Genomic DNA, 15,483 nt, shown 5'->3' with positions numbered 1-15,483 from the left:
CCGGGGGATGCTGCGAAGCAGCAAGCATCACGCCCGGGGCCCCCGCGGTCCAGTCGCAAATTCGGCGCGTTTCTCATGTCGATCTCGCATTGAAGTGACTGCGAATACACGCCACGGGCCTGTGGCGGGCGCATGATCCCCCGGCGACGACCGCACAGGGGGCACCCATGAGTGACTGGCTTGAGGCACGCCTGTTCCGCGCTGCCGGAAACCTGATCGACGGCTGGGCCTGGCTGTCCGGCGAGGCGAGCGCCGCGGTCATCGGCAAGGCCGTCGGCAGCACGCGCAACCGGCCCCATCCCTGGAGCAGCTTCTCCGACTACACATGCTGGCAGGGGCTGACTGATCGCAGCTACCTCGCGCGGCACCTCCCCCCCGTCGACGTGCCGGTGCAGCCGGACCCAGAACGGGTCCGTGCGCTTTTCGCGCGGCCGGACGGGGAAGCGCAGATCTCGCGCAAATCCACCTGCCTCTTCCCCGCCTTCGCGCAATACCTGACCGATGGCTTCCTGCGCACCGTCCCGGGCCAGGTGGACCGGACCACCAGCAATCACGAGATCGACCTCTGCACCCTCTATGGCCGGACGCCTGCCCAGACCCGCGCGCTGCGGCTGAAATCGGAGGAGGCCGGCCGCCGCGGGCTGCTCAAGAGCCGCATGGACGGTGCGGAGGAATTCCCGCCCTTCCTCTACGCCACCGGCACGAAGGCGCTGTCCGATCCGGAATTCGCCATTCTCGACGCGCCGCTGGTGGATGAGGCCCTGCCGCAGGCGCAGCTCGACACGCTGTTCGCGATTGGCGGCGACCGCGCCAACTCCACGCCCTTCACGGCGATGATGAACACGCTGTTCCTGCGCGAACACAACCGCATCGCCCGGCACCTGCAGACGCTGCATCCGGACTGGAACGACGAGCGCGTCTTCCAGGTGGCGCGCAACATCGTCATCGTCCTCTTCATCAAGATCGTGGTCGAGCACTACATCAACCACATCACGCCCATGCCCTTCAGCCTGCGCGCGGACCCCTCGGTCGCCTGGCATGCCGAGTGGAACCGGCCGAACTGGATGACCGTGGAATTCAGCCTGCTCTATCGCTGGCACGCGCTGATGCCGGACGCCATCGCCTGGCCGACCGGCGACATCCCGCTGCGCGGCTTCATCGCCAACAACGCGCCGCTGCTCGCCGTCGGCCTGGATGCGGCCTTCTCGGCCGCCGCATCCCAGCCCGCCGCCAAGCTCGGCGCCCGCAACACCGCCGCCGCGCTGCTGCATATCGAGGACCGCGCCGTGCTGCAGGCGCGCACCAACCGGCTGGCCCCCTACAATGCCTATCGCGTTGCCTTCGGCATGGAGCCGGCGCGCGACTTCTCGGAGATCAGCAGCAATCCGCAGATCGCCGCGACCCTGCAGGATCTCTACGGCGATCCGGACCATGTCGAATTCTATCCCGGGCTGATGGCGGAGGACCGGGTGAAGGACTCGCCCCTGCCAGGCTTGTTGCTGCGCATGGTCGCGGTCGATGCCTTCAGCCAGGCGCTTACAAACCCCCTGCTGTCCGAACATGTCTGGAACGAGGCGACCTTCACCCCCTGGGGCTTCGACCTGATCAAGCGGACCAGCAAGCTTGGCGACGTGCTGGCGCGCAACGTGCCCCATCGTGGACCGACCCCGGTCGAGATGACCCAGGCCGACTGGCGCTACGGCGATCCGGACGGGCCGGTGGCCTGACCCGTCCGGCCGCGTGGGGGTGCGGCCCGGTGCCCAACGCGGAAACGCGCCGTGAGGCGCGTTTCCCACCCGACTTTCAGCGTGGCCGCGCGACGAGCACCTCGGCCTCGGAGAACATGTAGTCCTTGCCGTCCGCGAAGCGCCAATTGCGCAGCACGCCGCGGCCGTTCTGCAAGGCCGTTTCGCCCACCCAGGCGCCGAGGGTGGACTGGTGGTCCAGCCCGCGCATCGTCACCTTGCCGGCGATGGTCTCGGTCTCGAGGTCGGAGAGCGCCGTGATCAGCGCATCGGTTTCGAGGCCCGGCGCCTTGTTCAGCAGGTTCGCGACCATCTGCACGACGACATAGCCGAGCAGCGAACCCAGCCGCGGCGTGTCGTTGAACTTGGCGCGATAGGCGGCAACGAAGGCCTTGTGGGAGGCCGGCGTCTCGATCTGCTCCCAGGGATAGCCGGTCACGATCCAGCCCTCCGGCGTCTCGTCGCCGAGGGGGATCATGTATTCCGGCTCGCCCGTCAGAAGACCGAGCACCAGGCGCCGCTCGAACAGGCCGCGGGTGTTGCCTTCCCGCACGAAGGCCACGAGGTCCGGGCCGAACAGCACGTTGAAGATGGCATCGGGCCGCGCCTGGGCGATCGCGCCGACCGTTGCACCGGCATCCACGCGGCCGAGGGCGGGGAATTGCTCGGTGACGACCTCGGCGCCCGGGATGACCGTGCCGATCAGCCGCTTGAAGCTCGCCGCCGCCGACTGGCCGTATTCGTAGTTGGGCGCCACGACGGCCCAGCGCTTCTGCGTCTTGCCGCGCACCGCCTCCACCATCATGCGGGTCTGCATGTAGGTGTTGGGCCGGACGCGGAAGGTATAGCGATTGCCCTGGGACATGGTCAGGGCGTCGGTCAGGGCCTCTGTCGCCAGGAAAAGGCGTTGCTTCTGGTTGGCGAAATCCGCGACCGCGAGGCCGACATTGGACAGGAACGTGCCGGCGATGAAGCTGACATTCTCCCGCGTCAGCAGTTCCTCGGCGACCCGCACCGCATCGCCCGGGGTCGATCCGTCGTCGCGGAAGACGAATTCGAGCGGCCGGCCGCCCATCACCCCACCCGCCGCATTCACCGCTTCCAGGGCGAGTTGCATGGCGTTGCGATAGGGTACGGCGAAGGCCGCCATGCGGGAATAGGAGTTCAGTTCGCCGACACGGATGGGGGCCGCCTGCGCGAAGGCCGGGCGGGCCAGTGTCGCAAGCGCCGCGGCGCCGAGCGCGCGGCGGCGAAGGGTGATGCGCGTCATCCGAAAAGCCTCCTGAATGTCCTTGTTGGGGGAATGATCGGGTCGCGCGCGGATGGGCGCAATGGGGCAATCGGGCCGACTTGCCGGTCGGTCGGCGCCCCGCCTGCATGTTCGCGGAGGCGTCATGCATCCGCGGGGGGTTCCGTCACCCGCCCCGCTGCCCCATCTTCGGGCGGTATCAAGGAGTAACGCCGCATGCAGCAGGACCCCGCGGGAATGGCCCCGGAGGATCTGAGCCACGCCGGTTCCGTCGTGGACAAGGCGATCGAATACATGATGGAGCAGAAGATCGCGCCGATCTCCATCGCCTCGGCCCTGCTGGGTGGGGCGCTGGGCCTGCTGGCCCGGACGATGGATGACCGCGCGATCGCCGGCGTGCTGCGCAATGCCCTTGCCTCGGTCGAGAGCGGGGAGCTGAACGAGGCCCGCCAGCACCCGCCCCAGGCGTGAGCGGCCCGGCGCAGCGTGTGGCGCAGTGCGGATGCGGCCAGCTGCGCGCGAGCTGCCGCGGGGAACCGCGGCTGGTCTCCGCGTGCCATTGCCTCGATTGCCAGCGGCGGACCGGCAGCGCCTTCGGCGTCGCCGCCTTCTGGCCGCGCGAGGCCGTCTCGGCCGAGGGCCGTGCCAGCATCTTCACCCGGCCCGGCGCCAGCGGCCTTTCGATCCGCTTTCATTTCTGCCCTGATTGCGGCTCGACCCTGTATTGGGAGCCGGAGCGGCGGCCCGACATGGTCGCGGTTGCCCTCGGCGCCTTTGCCGACCCGGACTTCCCGCCGCCGAGCCAGGCGGTGTGGGTGGAGCGGCGGCATCCCTGGGTCGCGCTGACGGTCTGATACCGGTCAGCCCCGTGCGCCTTGCCGATGGCGAGGTCGCCAACAGGGCTTGGCGGCATGGTCCGGCCACTCCGGGCTTGACGCGGCGGCCTGTCTGGGTCAAAAGCCGCGCCTTCATTGGTTCCACCGGTGCGTGGGAGTCATTCCGCGCGCCCTGATCGTTTCGGGATTACCATCATGGCCCGCCGCTGCGGCATCACCGGCAAGGGCGTCCTGACGGGCAACAACGTCAGCCACGCCAACAACAAGTCCCGCCGGCGCTTCCTGCCCAACCTGCAGGAAACTTCCTTCTGGTCCGACGTGCTCGGCACGGCGGTGCAGATCCGCCTGACGACCAATGGCATCCGCACCATCGAGCACAATGGCGGCCTCGACAGCTTCCTCCTCGGCACGCCCGATCGGCGCCTGCCGGCGGAGGCCCTGACCCTGAAGCGCCGGATCGAGCGCGCGCAGGCGAAGAAGGCCGCGTAAGCGGCCCGCCGGGAGCCTTCAAAGGGCGGCGTCCTTCGGGGCGGCCGCCTTTTTCTTTGGGTTGTCGTTTGCTGTAAGCGCCAGCACGGCCGCTGGCCGCTTGGCTGTTGCGCCAGCCGCTGACGGCCTGGGCGGCGGCGGGCGGGTTGGGCGTGATCGCGCATTCGGTCCCGGCCGATGCGGAGCAGTGGGCCGAATCGGCACCGGGGGACTTTCGGCGACCCGTTGCACGGGACATGATCGACTCTCTTCGCGGAGGAACGCGCATGTCCAAGGTCATCATCACCTGCGCCGTCACGGGCGCCATCCACACCCCGTCCATGTCGGACCACCTGCCGATCACGCCGCAGGAGATCGCGGAGCAGTCCATCGCTGCCGCCGAGGCCGGCGCCTCCATCATCCACCTGCACGCCCGCGACCCGATCGACGGCCGCCCCACGCCCGACCCGGCGGTGTTCATGCAGTTCCTGCCGGTCATCAAGCAGTCCACCGACGCGGTCATCAACATCACGACGGGCGGCGGCCTCGGCATGACGGTGGATGAGCGCCTGGCCGCCCCGCTGCTCGCAAAGCCCGAGATGTGCAGCCTCAACATGGGGTCGATGAACTTCAACATCGCGCCCTCGGCCGCGCGGGTGAAGCACTTCAAGCACGAGTGGGAGAAGCCCTACCTCGAAGGCACCACCAACTACATCTTCCGCAACACCTTCCAGGACATCGAGCAGATCGTCGAACGCCTGGGAAAGGGCCACGGCACGCGCTTCGAGTTCGAGTGCTACGATGTCGGCCACCTCTACAACCTGGCCCATATGCTGGACCGCAAGGTGGTCGAGCCGCCGCTGTTCACCCAGACCATCTTCGGCATCCTGGGCGGCATTGGTGCCGAGCCGCGCAACCTGATGTTCATGAAGGAGACGGCGGACCGGCTCTTCGGCAAGGACTATGTCTGGTCCGTGCTGGCCGCCGGGCGCCACCAGATGCCCTTCGTGACCATGGCCGGCATGCTGGGCGGCAATGTGCGCGTGGGGCTGGAGGACAGCCTGTGGATCGGCAAGGGAAAGGCCGCGACGTCCAACGCCGAGCAGGTCGCGAAGATCCGTCGCATCCTGGAAGAACTGTCGCTGGAGATCGCCACCCCGGCCGAGGCGCGGCAGATGCTTGCCCTGAAGGGCGGCGACCTGGTCGGCTTCTGATTGGCCGGCGCCCGCACCACCCGGTGCGGGCGCGCGATCACTTCACCGTTTCGCCCAGCCGGTTCACGCGCGGGCGGGCCATGTCCGCCTCGGCCTGGGCGCGCGCGGCGGCCTCGGCCGCGGCGACGGCCTGGGCCTGGCGCCGCCACATCTCGGCATAGAGCCCGTCCTCGGCGATCAGCGAGGCATGGGTGCCGCGCTCGGCGATCTGCCCATCCTGCAGCACGATGATCTCATCCGCCTCGACCACCGTGGACAGGCGATGGGCGATGACCAGCGTGGTGCGGTTGCGCGAGACGTCGCGCAGCGCGGTCTGGATTTCCTGCTCCGTGCGGGTGTCGAGGGCGGAGGTCGCTTCGTCCAGGATCAGGATGCGCGGGTCCTTGAGGATGGTCCGCGCGATGGCGACACGCTGCTTCTCCCCGCCCGAGAGCTTCAATCCGCGCTCGCCGACCCGCGTCGCATAGCCCTCCGGCAGGCGCATCACGAAGTCATGCACCTGGGCGGCACGGGCGGCGGCCTCGACCTCCGCGTCCGTCGCGCCGGGGCGGCCATAGGCGATGTTGTAGCGGATGGTGTCGTTGAACAGCACCGTGTCCTGCGGCACCACGCCGATCGCCTGGCGCAGGGAGGCCTGGGTGACGCCCCGCACATCCTGCCCATCCACCAGGACCCGTCCGCTCGATGCATCGTAGAAGCGGAACAGCAGGCGGGAGATGGTGGACTTGCCCGCGCCTGTCGGCCCGACGATCGCCAGCATCCGTCCCGGTTCCACGGTGAAGGACACGCCCTTCAGGATCACCCGGTCGGGGCGGTAGCCGAAGCGGACATCCTCGAAGCGGATCTCGCCGGACCCCTTGGCCAGAGGCGGGGCGCCCGGCGCATCCTGCACCTCGGCCGGCACGGACAGCAGCGTGAACATCTGCTCCATGTCGGTCAGCCCCTGCTTGATCTCGCGATAGGCGAAGCCAAGGATGTTCAGCGGTTGGTAGATCTGCAGCAGGTAGCTGTTGACCAGCACGAAGTCGCCCACGGTCATGTGGCCCTGCGCGATCCCGGACCCGGCGAGCAGCATGGTGATGGTCAGCCCGATCGCCATGATCGTGGCCTGGCCGGCATTGAGCAGATTCAGCGTCGTCTCGGACCGCACATAGGCGCGCTCGTAGCGCGTCAGGCTCTCCTCGTAGCGGCGGGCCTCATGGGTCTCGTTGTTGAAGTACTTCACCGTCTCGTAGTTGAGCAGGCTGTCCACCGCCTTGGTGTTCGCCTCCTCATCCGTCTGGTTCATCGTCCGGCGGAAGCGCAGCCGCCAATTGGTGAACATCAGGGTGAAAGCGACATAGGCGATGATGGTCGCGAGCATGGTCATCGCGAAGGACGCCGCGAACAGCCACCACAGGATCGCGGCCACGAGGATGATCTCGACGATGGTCGGGATGATGTTGAACAGCAGGAAGTTCAGCGATGTCGCGATGCCGCGCACGCCGCGCTCGATCACCCGCGACAGCCCGCCGGTCGCGCGGTCCATGTGGAAGCGCATGGACAGCCGGTGCAGATGCTCGAACACCTCGAGTGCCACGCGCCGGCCGGCGCGCGCCTGCACCTTGGCGAAGATGGCGTTGCGCAGTTCCCCGAAACCCGTGGACATGACGCGCAGCAGCCCATAGCCCAGGATCAGCGCGACCGGGATGGTCGCGGCCGCGGCGATGCCCGTCTTCGGCGCCAGCGTATCCACTGCCTTCGCATAGAGGATGGGCACCAGCACATTCGCCACCTTGGCGGCGGCCAGCAGCACGAGCGCGGCGACCACGCGGATGCGCAGCTCCGTCTCGCCCTTGGGCCACAGATAGGGCGCGATGCGGATCAGGGCGCCCAGATGGTTCTCTCGGGCATGGGGGGCAGCAGAGGACACGCGGTCAGGCTCTCCGGTCAGGCCACGGCAGATGGGGCGGCGGGGCGGAAAGGGGAAGCGCCCAGGGGTGCATGGAAGGCATCGCGCCATCGCGCAAGACCCCCTTTGCGGGCCCCAAGGCTCCGAATAGAAGCGGCTGCCAGACTTCGCCGGGGGAAACGTGCATGAGCCGGGTCGATGAAGCGCATTTTCGTCACCTGGTCGAGGAGACGCGTCTCGATGCGTATCTCCTGACCCGCCGTTACCCGCCCGGCGAGGCGGGAACGGGAGTGACATCCTATTTTGGCGCTACGCCACGTCTTCCGCATGGCATGGACTGGCCCGTCGCGACTGATCGACGGCCCCTCAACTTCCTCGCGCAGATCGATCTTGCGGCACTGGCGCCCATGGCGGGTGGATCCCCGCTGCCAGCGGAAGGAACGCTCTTCTTCTTTGCCGATGCCTGCCTCGACCGCGGCAACCGCCCACTTGACCCGGCCTGGGCAGCGGTCCGCTACACCCCAGGCGGCACTGCGTCCGAAACGATGCGGCCAGCGCCGGACGGGCTGCCTCCCTTGTTCGATCGATCTGGATTCGAAGGGTTCCCGTGGCTTCGGGAACGCGACCCAATGGGTTCCGATGAGCCGAGTACGTATCCGTTCTGGCCAATCGCGCCGCGCCTGATGCGGACCTATGACGAGACGACACCAGCCTCGATCAGACGTGATGGAAGCCAGGAATTTGCCTATGAGAGAGCTTGGAAGGCTGCGCAGGAGGAAGCCTTTGCCGAAGCCATTGGAGAACCGGCCCGGTTCCAGGATCCGTCGTATTGGAGCGAGCCGAACCGTGCGCGCTTCGATTTTGCCCCGATCCGTCCCCAGGAGAGTCGGACGCTTTGGCTGCCCGATGACGCTTGGCCCTATGCCTGGGTCCATATCCGCATTTTCACAGCGGAGATGATGCGCCGGCTTGAAGACACTGAGAGAAACCTTGCCTCGCTCTTGCGGCATGGTGGCGCAACCGAGGCAGCCGTTGCCGAGGCCCGGGCCGTCTACGCGCGCGCTGGATCGCAAGCCGAGGGCTGGTATGCCAGGGCACGCACCAGCGATCTGACGGCACCGGTCCCGCCCGCGGACCGGGCAGCTTTTGTCGCTTGGCTGCGCCAGATCGAGCAGCCCTACAAGCCCGAATGGTCCCTGCGTGATCCGAACGCCCGGCGGTTCCGCCTCCTGGTTGACGGGAACGTTCACGTGCTTGACGCGGTTCATCTGAACCGATGGACCGCCGTGGCGCTGTTGCACGGCACCCATGCTTGCCTCGGCTATGGCGCGCCGGGGACCGTGCCCCGTGCGCTGCCGCCCCATCTGCTGGGCGTTCTGCGTCCGGCCTACGCTGCGTCCCAGCGCGACACCGACGGCCGCCGACGCCTGAAACAACATCAGTTGCTCGGGGTTCCGGTCACGGTGCAGACGGCGGCCGGCGAGTTGCGCCCGACGCACCGCCTGCTGGCGCAATTCGAGAGTGACGACATCCAGTTCTTCTTCTTCGGCGGAGGCATGCTGCAGTTCTGGATCACGCCGGCCGACCTCGCCGAGCGGTGCTTTGACCGCTGCGTCGTCACGGCCGAAAGCACGTGATCGCCGCTATGGCCCGCGCGCAGCAGAGCACTGGCGACAAGCGATCGCATCCATTGGGGGACTTGGCCAGGGGCTGTGAAGCAGCGCATTGCCAGGGCCGCGTTGATGCCGCAACGAGGCGCACCACGGCTGGAATGCACGTCGCTTTCGGCCAACCAAGCTGGCAGGCCCCATGAAGTCCGAACTCCGCGCCAAGCAGCAGCGCATCGCCGGCTATGCGGCCCCCATCCGGGCCGTGGCCGGCAACCTCCCCATCGCCGCGACGACCGCCATCAAGATCACGCGCGCCCTGATCCGCAACGGCCCGTCCAACCAGATCGCCCCCTATACGGGCGGCACCTGGGGCGGGCCGATCCCCGCCGGCGCCCCGCCCCGGGTCCGCGCCTATGACCCACCGCGGCGGGACCAGGGCGGCGACCCCCTCGGCCTGCGCCGCGTCGGGCAGGAGCTCGACCGCTGGTTCGCTTCGACCATCGGCACCCGCCAGGTGGACGACGCGGTCGGCACGCTCGACTACGACGAGGCGCACGCGATGACGCTGCCCAACACGCATCCCTACCGCCTCGACCACACGGACGAGATCGCGGCGGAGGCGATCAGCCACGGCGCCGGGAATTGCGGCTACATCGCCTCGACCGCCTTCTCCCTGCTGCGTCATGCCGGGACCAACCCGATCGACCTGATCCTGATCCTGCCGCACAGCGGCCCGCGCGCCTTCCGCAACCACACCGTCGCGGTGCTCGGCATTCCCGACGTGGTCGGCAACCAGAAGGAGCCACCCTTCGAGCAATGGGCGGATACGGCGGTCCTTGCCGATGCCTGGGTGGACGAGATGAGCGTGCCGGCCTCGCTCCTGGCCGAGCGCTGGCCGCGCGACACCTACCGCTACCTGTCCTATTGCCGGGTGCGGCCCGGCGGCGAGTGATCCGCCCGGAGTCGCGCAGGGGCCATCCCCGCGCTACAGGACGTCCATGCCGGACCCCGCCTTCCAACGCCACATCGACGCCTGCAACAACATCGGCTCGCCCGCCGGGCTCATCCCCTTCCGCATCGGCCCGGCCCAGGTCGGCTGGGTCGCGCCGGAACTCGCCCAGGCGCTGACCTTCCGCCCGCGCGACTTCCACTTCGACAATGACGGTGTGGCGCTGGCCGCCCGGCTGCGCAGCCCCGGCACGCGCAGCGCGGCGCTGGCGGATGCCCTACCGGGCCTCGCCACGGGCGGCTTCCTGCGCATCCGGGGCGAACTGTTCGACGTGCGGGCGACGAGCACCGGCCCGGCGCTCGCCACGCTCGATCGCGGCGCGGTGCCGGCCTTCGGCGTCATGTCCCAGGGCGTGCATGTGAACGGGCTGGTGCGGCGGGCGGACGGGCTGCATGTCTGGGTCGGCGTCCGCGCGCAGGACAAGGCGGTGGCGCCCGGCCAGCTCGACAACATCGTCGCCGGCGGCATCCCCGCTGGCCTCGGCCCCGACGAGTGCCTGGTCAAGGAAGCCGCCGAGGAAGCCAGCCTGCCGCCGGACCTCGCCGTCGCGGCGCGGCCGGCCGGGCGCGTCTCCTATGTCATGGCGAATGGTGAGGGGTTGCGGCGCGACGTGCTGCACATCTTCGACCTCGACATCCCCGAGGGCGTGACGCCGGTCCCGGGCGATGACGAGGTGGATCGCTTCGAGCTGTGGCCCGCCGCCCGGCTGATCGAGGCGGTGCGCGAGGCTGATTCGATCAAGTTCAACGTGAACCTGGTGTTGATCGACCTGTTCCTGCGCGAAGGGCTGATCGCCGATCCCGACGGGGCCCTGCGCGCCGGGCTGGATCAGGGACCGGACTGACCCGCCCCGACGTGGGGCAAGCCTTCGGCAAGGTCTGGCGTGGCAGGCTGGCGGCGGGTGACCCCGTCGCACGCGATTGCAACCGTGCTGCTATGGACTCCTGCGCGCGCTGTGGCCAACTGATCAAAACAGCGTGCGACTCACTCAGCGTGCCGACACGGCCTGACCGCCTCACAAAGAGAAGCCGATGACCGCGACCCGCATTGCCTGCCGCCTGGCCCTGCTTGCCTCGGTGGCCCTGCTGCCCTCTTGCGGCCCGAGCCGTGAGACTCAACAGCGTATCACGGGGCTCGAAACCAGCCTCGCGGCCTCTGAGGCGGAGCGGCAGACCCTGACCACCCGGGTGGCGGATCTCGACCGCACCCTGGCCGAGGAGCGCCGGGTCCGCGGCGACCTCACAGCCATGGAACGCCGCCTGACCCGCGCGCGGGCCGATCTGCGCACCGCCCAGTCGGATCGCGGCACCGCCGAGCAGCAGGCCACCGCCCTGACCCAGCGGGCGGAGGAAGAGGAGCGCCGTCTCGCCACCCTGCGTGGCGACACCGGCCAGGCCGAGGCGGTGCTCGGCGACCGCCGTTCGACGATCGCGGCCAGCGAGACGCGCCTCGCCGGCCTGCGCGAGCAGATGGCCGCCCAGGAACAGCGCCTCGCTGCCCTGCGCAGTGACACGGCGGCGACCGAGGCGCGCCTGGTCGCCCTGGGCGGCAGCGCGACGGCCGAGGAGCGCCGCCTGGCCGGGCTGCGCGCGGAGACGGCGACGACCGAACGACGCCTGGCCGATCTCGGCGCGCGCGCCGGTGCCGAGGAACGCCGCCTCGCCGATCTCGGCAGCCGTGCCGGCACGGAGGAGCGCCGCCTCGCCGACCTCCAGCGCCAGTCCACCGCGCAATCCGCCCGCATCACCGAGCAGGAGGCCCGCACCGCTGCCGCCCGGCAGGCTGCGGACGCCGCCGAGGCGCAGGCCGCCACGCGTCGCCAGACTGTCGCGACGATCGAAGGCGAGCTGCAGCGCCTGACCGCCGCCCGCGACCAGATGGCGACCGAGCTGCGCGGCCTGCAATCCCGCAGCGCCGAGCTGCGGAACACCGTCGCCGAGGCCGAACGCCGCGTCGCCACCTTGCGCGAGAGCGCCGCCGCCGAGGAGCGCCGCGTCGCCACGCTGCGCGAGGAAGCCGCTGCCGCCGAACGGACCGCCGCCGAGCGTCGTGCCGAGGCCGCGGCCGCCGAGCGCACCGCGACCGAACGCCGCGCCGAGACGGCCACCGCTCAGCGCCAGCGCGGCGAACTCGCCAGCCAGTCCGAGGCCCTGCGCGCTGAGATCGCCACCGCCGAGCGCCGCCGCGCCGAGCTGGTGGGTCAGGTCGCCGCCGCCGAGACCCGGCTGACCGAGCGCCGCAATGAGCTGAACGAACTCGAGGCCCGCATCCGCCGGGCGCGGGAACAGACGCAGGGCATGCCGGTGACCGTCACGGCGCCGGCGCCTGCCGCGCCCGAAGCACCCGCGCCGGCTCCGGCGCCGCGCTGAGGGGCTCAGCCCCTCGCCGCGACAGGGCCGCATCTGTCGAGGGGCGTGCTTAGTCGTCGCTGCGGAGTTGGAGGGGCTTTGCCCCTCCAGGCCACCCCAGCAAAGGCCGAAAGGCCTTTGCAAACCTCAACTTGGCGCCAGGCGCCAAAGGCGGAATGGTGCCGAAACCCGCTTCTGCGCATGAAGGGCGCCAGGAGGGGACAGCGCGGGCCTTGTGCCCGGCACCAAAAGATTGCGTTCCAAGTGCTCCAAGCACTTGGCGGGGTGGTTTGGAGGGGCAGAGCCCCTCCAATCTCCGCTACCCCGCCTTCGCTTCCCGCCGCCGCTTCGTCAGCACGAATTCGGTATACCCGTTCGGCTGCTTCGCCCCTTCGAACACCAGGTCGCAGGCGGCCTTGAAGGCTGGTCCGTTGAACCCGTTCGCCATCGGCTTGTAGGCGGCGTCCCCGGCGTTCTGCCGGTCCACCACGGCGGCCATGCGCTGCATCGTGTCCATCACCTGTTGGGACGACACGATGCCGTGCCGCAGCCAGTTGGCGATGTGCTGGCTGCTGATGCGCAGCGTCGCGCGATCTTCCATCAGCCCGACATCGTTGATATCCGGCACCTTGGAACAGCCCACGCCCTGGTCCACCCAGCGCACGACATAGCCCAGGATGCCCTGCGCGTTGTTGTCGAGTTCCGCCTGCACGTCCGACGGCGACCAGTTGGTGTCGCGCGCGACGGGGATGGTCAGGATGTCGGACAGCTTTGCCCGCGCGCCGCCCTGCTGCAGCTCGTCCTGCCGCGCGGCGACGTCGACCTCATGATAGTGCAGCGCGTGCAGCGTCGCGGCGGTGGGGGAGGGAACCCAGGCCGTGTTCGCCCCGGCCTTCGGGTGCCCCACCTTCTGGTCCAGCATCGCGGCCATCATGTCGGGCATGGCCCACATGCCCTTGCCGATCTGCGCGCGCCCGCGCAGCCCGCAGGCGAGGCCCGTGTCGACGTTCCAGTCCTCATAGGCCTTGATCCAGGGCTGCGCCTTCATGTCGTTCTTGCGCACCATGGCCCCGGCTTCCATCGAGGTATGGATCTCGTCGCCGGTGCGGTCGAGGAAGCCGGTGTTGATGAACACCACGCGGTCCTTCGCCGCGGCGATGCAGGCCTTGAGGTTGACGGTGGTCCGCCGCTCCTCGTCCATGATGCCCATCTTCATGGTGTTGCGCGCCAGCCCGAGCGCATCTTCCACGCGCGAGAACAGCGTATCGGCCCAGGCCACTTCCTCCGGCCCGTGCATCTTCGGCTTCACGATGTAGACATTGCCGGCGCGCGAGTTCAGCCGCTTGCCCTTGATGTCGTGCATCGCGATGGCGGTGGTGCACAGCGCGTCGAGGATGGTCTCCGGAACCTCATTGCCGTCCAGCGTGACAGCGTCGGTCATCATGTGGTGGCCGACATTGCGCACCAGCATCACCGAACGCCCGTGCAGCGTCAGCGTGCCGCCGTCGGGCTTGGTGAAGACGCGATCCGCGTTCAGCGTGCGGACCATGACCTTGCCGCCCTTTTCGAACTCGGCGGTCAGGTCGCCCTTCATCAGGCCGAGCCAGTTGCGATAGACGCCGACCTTGTCCTCGGCATCCACCGCGGCGACGGAATCCTCGCAATCCTGGATGGTGGTCAGCGCGGCTTCCAGCACGACATCGGCGATGCCCGCCGCATCCGTCTTGCCGATCGGATGGCTGCGGTCGAACAGCACCTCGATATGCAGGCCGTTATGGGCAAACAGCAGCGCCGAGGGCGACGCCGCATCGCCGAGATACCCGACGCACTGCGCCGGCGAGGCGAGCCCGGTGGTGGCGCCGTCCTTCAGCGTTACCACCAGCGCGCCGCCATCGAGCCGATAGCCCGTCGCATCCGCGTGGCTGCCCGAGGCAAGCGGCACCGCCTGGTCCAGCACCGCGCGCGCCTTCGCGATCACCGCCGCGCCGCGCGCCGGATCGTAGCCCTTTACCTTCGGCCCATCCTGCGGGATCGCGTCCGTGCCGTAGAGCGCGTCATACAGCGACCCCCAGCGCGCATTCGCCGCGTTCAGCGCATAGCGCGCATTGGACACCGGCACGACGAGCTGCGGCCCCGCGATCGTCGCGATCTCCGCATCCACATTGCTGGTGCCGACGGTGACCTCGGCCGGCTCGTCGAGCAGATAGCCGATATCCTTCAGGAAGCCGGTATAGGCCGCGAGATCGACGGGCCGGCTGGGATGGGCGCGGTGCCAGGCATCGATCTCCGCCTGCAGCCGGTCGCGCTTGGCGAGCAGCGACGCATTGGCCGGGGTGAGTTCGCGCAGGATGGATTCCATCGCCGCCCAGAAGGCCTCCGGCGCCACGCCGGTGCCCGGCAGTGCCTCGGTCTCCATGAAGCTGCGCAGCATCGGCGCGACATCCAGGCCCTTGCTTGCCGCCATATCCGCACTCTCCCCCAAAATTCGTGTCGTGCCCCAGCATGGGGCGGATTCCAGGCCCGGCTGTCTACAGTCTTTTCCGCGATGGCGGCAGGGCGGCGCGCTTCACCCCAGGCGCAGCCCATCCAGTTCCCGGCGGCAGGCATCGCTGAAGGCCTTGAGCGGGTCGTTCTCGACCTGGGCTTCCACGTTCTCCGCCATTTCGGCGAAGGTCAGGTTCGGCCGGGCATAGGAGAGGATGATGTGCTCGAGGATCTTCTCGGCCTCCGCCGCCACCGGCGCCGTGGCGAACAGCCTGATCCGCCCGAGCAAAGCATAGGCCGTCGCGAAGCTGCCCGCCTCGCCGGCCACATGCCCCAGCGCATCCATCAGCAGCCGCGCCGCTTCCTGCATGAACTCGACATAGAGCGCCTCGCGCTTGCCGATCTCCGCCGTCAGGCGCTGCTGCCGGTGCGTGCCGCGCTGGCTGACCCAGGCCGTGGTCAGCGATGCGAGGCCACCGATGGCCGAACCGGCAAGCGCCGAGATCGCGGACAGCACAGCCGGTTCCACGCCCGTCCTCCAGGACTCGCCACTGCAATGCCAGGGATCATTCCTGCGGGCCGCGCCGCGCGTCAATTGCCGCCATGGGGCTTGCCGCCGCCCCGCCGCG

The 15,483-nt window shown here is 69.1% G+C and carries 13 protein-coding genes; 9 read left to right on the top strand and 4 right to left on the bottom strand.

The features are described from left to right. Positions 1 to 167: 167 nt before the first annotated feature. Complete coding sequence (locus KPL78_RS25490) at positions 168 to 1,727, top strand: peroxidase family protein (RefSeq protein ID WP_219765791.1); 1,560 nt, start codon at positions 168 to 170, stop codon at positions 1,725 to 1,727. Between the two features lie 76 nt (positions 1,728 to 1,803). On the opposite strand, the gene KPL78_RS25485 is transcribed toward KPL78_RS25490, so the two are convergent. Then, positions 1,804 to 3,015: an ABC transporter substrate-binding protein gene (locus tag KPL78_RS25485; protein ID WP_219765790.1), complete on the bottom strand. Its 1,212-nt coding sequence runs from the start codon at positions 3,013 to 3,015 to the stop codon at positions 1,804 to 1,806. 195 nt (positions 3,016 to 3,210) lie between these two features. Here KPL78_RS25485 and KPL78_RS25480 point away from each other — a divergent pair, with 195 nt between their 5' ends. The 4 genes from KPL78_RS25480 (at position 3,211) to kce (ending at position 5,512) form a co-directional block, all read left to right on the top strand. Continuing rightward, a complete protein-coding gene (locus KPL78_RS25480; RefSeq protein ID WP_219765789.1) occupies positions 3,211 to 3,465 on the top strand; it encodes a hypothetical protein in 255 nt (84 codons plus the stop codon). Next, entirely contained in the window at positions 3,462 to 3,848 is a 387-nt protein-coding gene (locus KPL78_RS25475; protein ID WP_219765788.1) for a GFA family protein, read from the top strand. Before KPL78_RS25480 ends, KPL78_RS25475 begins: the two co-directional genes overlap by 4 nt. 177 nt (positions 3,849 to 4,025) lie before the next feature. Beyond that, complete coding sequence (gene rpmB / locus KPL78_RS25470; protein WP_219765787.1) at positions 4,026 to 4,319, top strand: 50S ribosomal protein L28; 294 nt, start codon at positions 4,026 to 4,028, stop codon at positions 4,317 to 4,319. Between the two features lie 266 nt (positions 4,320 to 4,585). After that, entirely contained in the window at positions 4,586 to 5,512 is a 927-nt protein-coding gene (kce, locus tag KPL78_RS25465) for a 3,5-dioxohexanoate:acetyl-CoA acetone transferase (protein WP_219765786.1), read from the top strand. Positions 5,513 to 5,549: 37 nt separating this feature from the next. Here the strand turns inward: kce and KPL78_RS25460 are convergent, their stop codons facing one another. After that, the gene (locus tag KPL78_RS25460) at positions 5,550 to 7,424 is read right to left on the bottom strand and encodes an ABCB family ABC transporter ATP-binding protein/permease (protein ID WP_369412854.1); all 1,875 of its coding nucleotides are present in this window, start codon (positions 7,422 to 7,424) and stop codon (positions 5,550 to 5,552) included. Between the two features lie 164 nt (positions 7,425 to 7,588). On the opposite strand from KPL78_RS25460, the gene KPL78_RS25455 reads away from it, so the two are divergent. The 4 genes from KPL78_RS25455 to KPL78_RS25440 all read left to right on the top strand — a co-directional run bounded on the left by KPL78_RS25455 (position 7,589) and on the right by KPL78_RS25440 (position 12,391). Further along, the gene (locus KPL78_RS25455; protein ID WP_219765784.1) at positions 7,589 to 9,040 is read left to right on the top strand and encodes a DUF1963 domain-containing protein; all 1,452 of its coding nucleotides are present in this window, start codon (positions 7,589 to 7,591) and stop codon (positions 9,038 to 9,040) included. A gap of 172 nt (positions 9,041 to 9,212) precedes the next feature. After that, complete coding sequence (locus KPL78_RS25450) at positions 9,213 to 9,965, top strand: hypothetical protein (protein ID WP_219765783.1); 753 nt, start codon at positions 9,213 to 9,215, stop codon at positions 9,963 to 9,965. A 46-nt stretch (positions 9,966 to 10,011) separates the two neighbouring features. Next, entirely contained in the window at positions 10,012 to 10,866 is an 855-nt protein-coding gene (locus tag KPL78_RS25445) for an NUDIX hydrolase (RefSeq protein ID WP_219765782.1), read from the top strand. A gap of 187 nt (positions 10,867 to 11,053) precedes the next feature. Next, on the top strand, positions 11,054 to 12,391 hold the full coding sequence (locus KPL78_RS25440; RefSeq protein ID WP_219765781.1) for a coiled-coil domain-containing protein: 1,338 nt from the start codon (positions 11,054 to 11,056) through the stop codon (positions 12,389 to 12,391). A 298-nt stretch (positions 12,392 to 12,689) separates the two neighbouring features. Here the strand turns inward: KPL78_RS25440 and KPL78_RS25435 are convergent, their stop codons facing one another. Both KPL78_RS25435 and KPL78_RS25430 read right to left on the bottom strand, forming a co-directional pair. Beyond that, entirely contained in the window at positions 12,690 to 14,834 is a 2,145-nt protein-coding gene (locus KPL78_RS25435) for a malate synthase G (RefSeq protein WP_219765780.1), read from the bottom strand. Between the two features lie 102 nt (positions 14,835 to 14,936). After that, positions 14,937 to 15,383, bottom strand: coding sequence for a hypothetical protein (locus KPL78_RS25430; protein ID WP_219765779.1), 447 nt, complete (start codon positions 15,381 to 15,383; stop codon positions 14,937 to 14,939). Between the last annotated feature and the right edge of the window lie 100 nt (positions 15,384 to 15,483).

It is taken from the genome of Roseomonas alba (assembly GCF_019430885.1).
Taxonomy (GTDB): Bacteria; Pseudomonadota; Alphaproteobacteria; order Acetobacterales; family Acetobacteraceae; genus Neoroseomonas; species Neoroseomonas alba.
The sequence above is the reverse complement of the archived record's forward strand: the minus strand, read 5'-3'. Positions and strand labels throughout refer to the sequence as shown.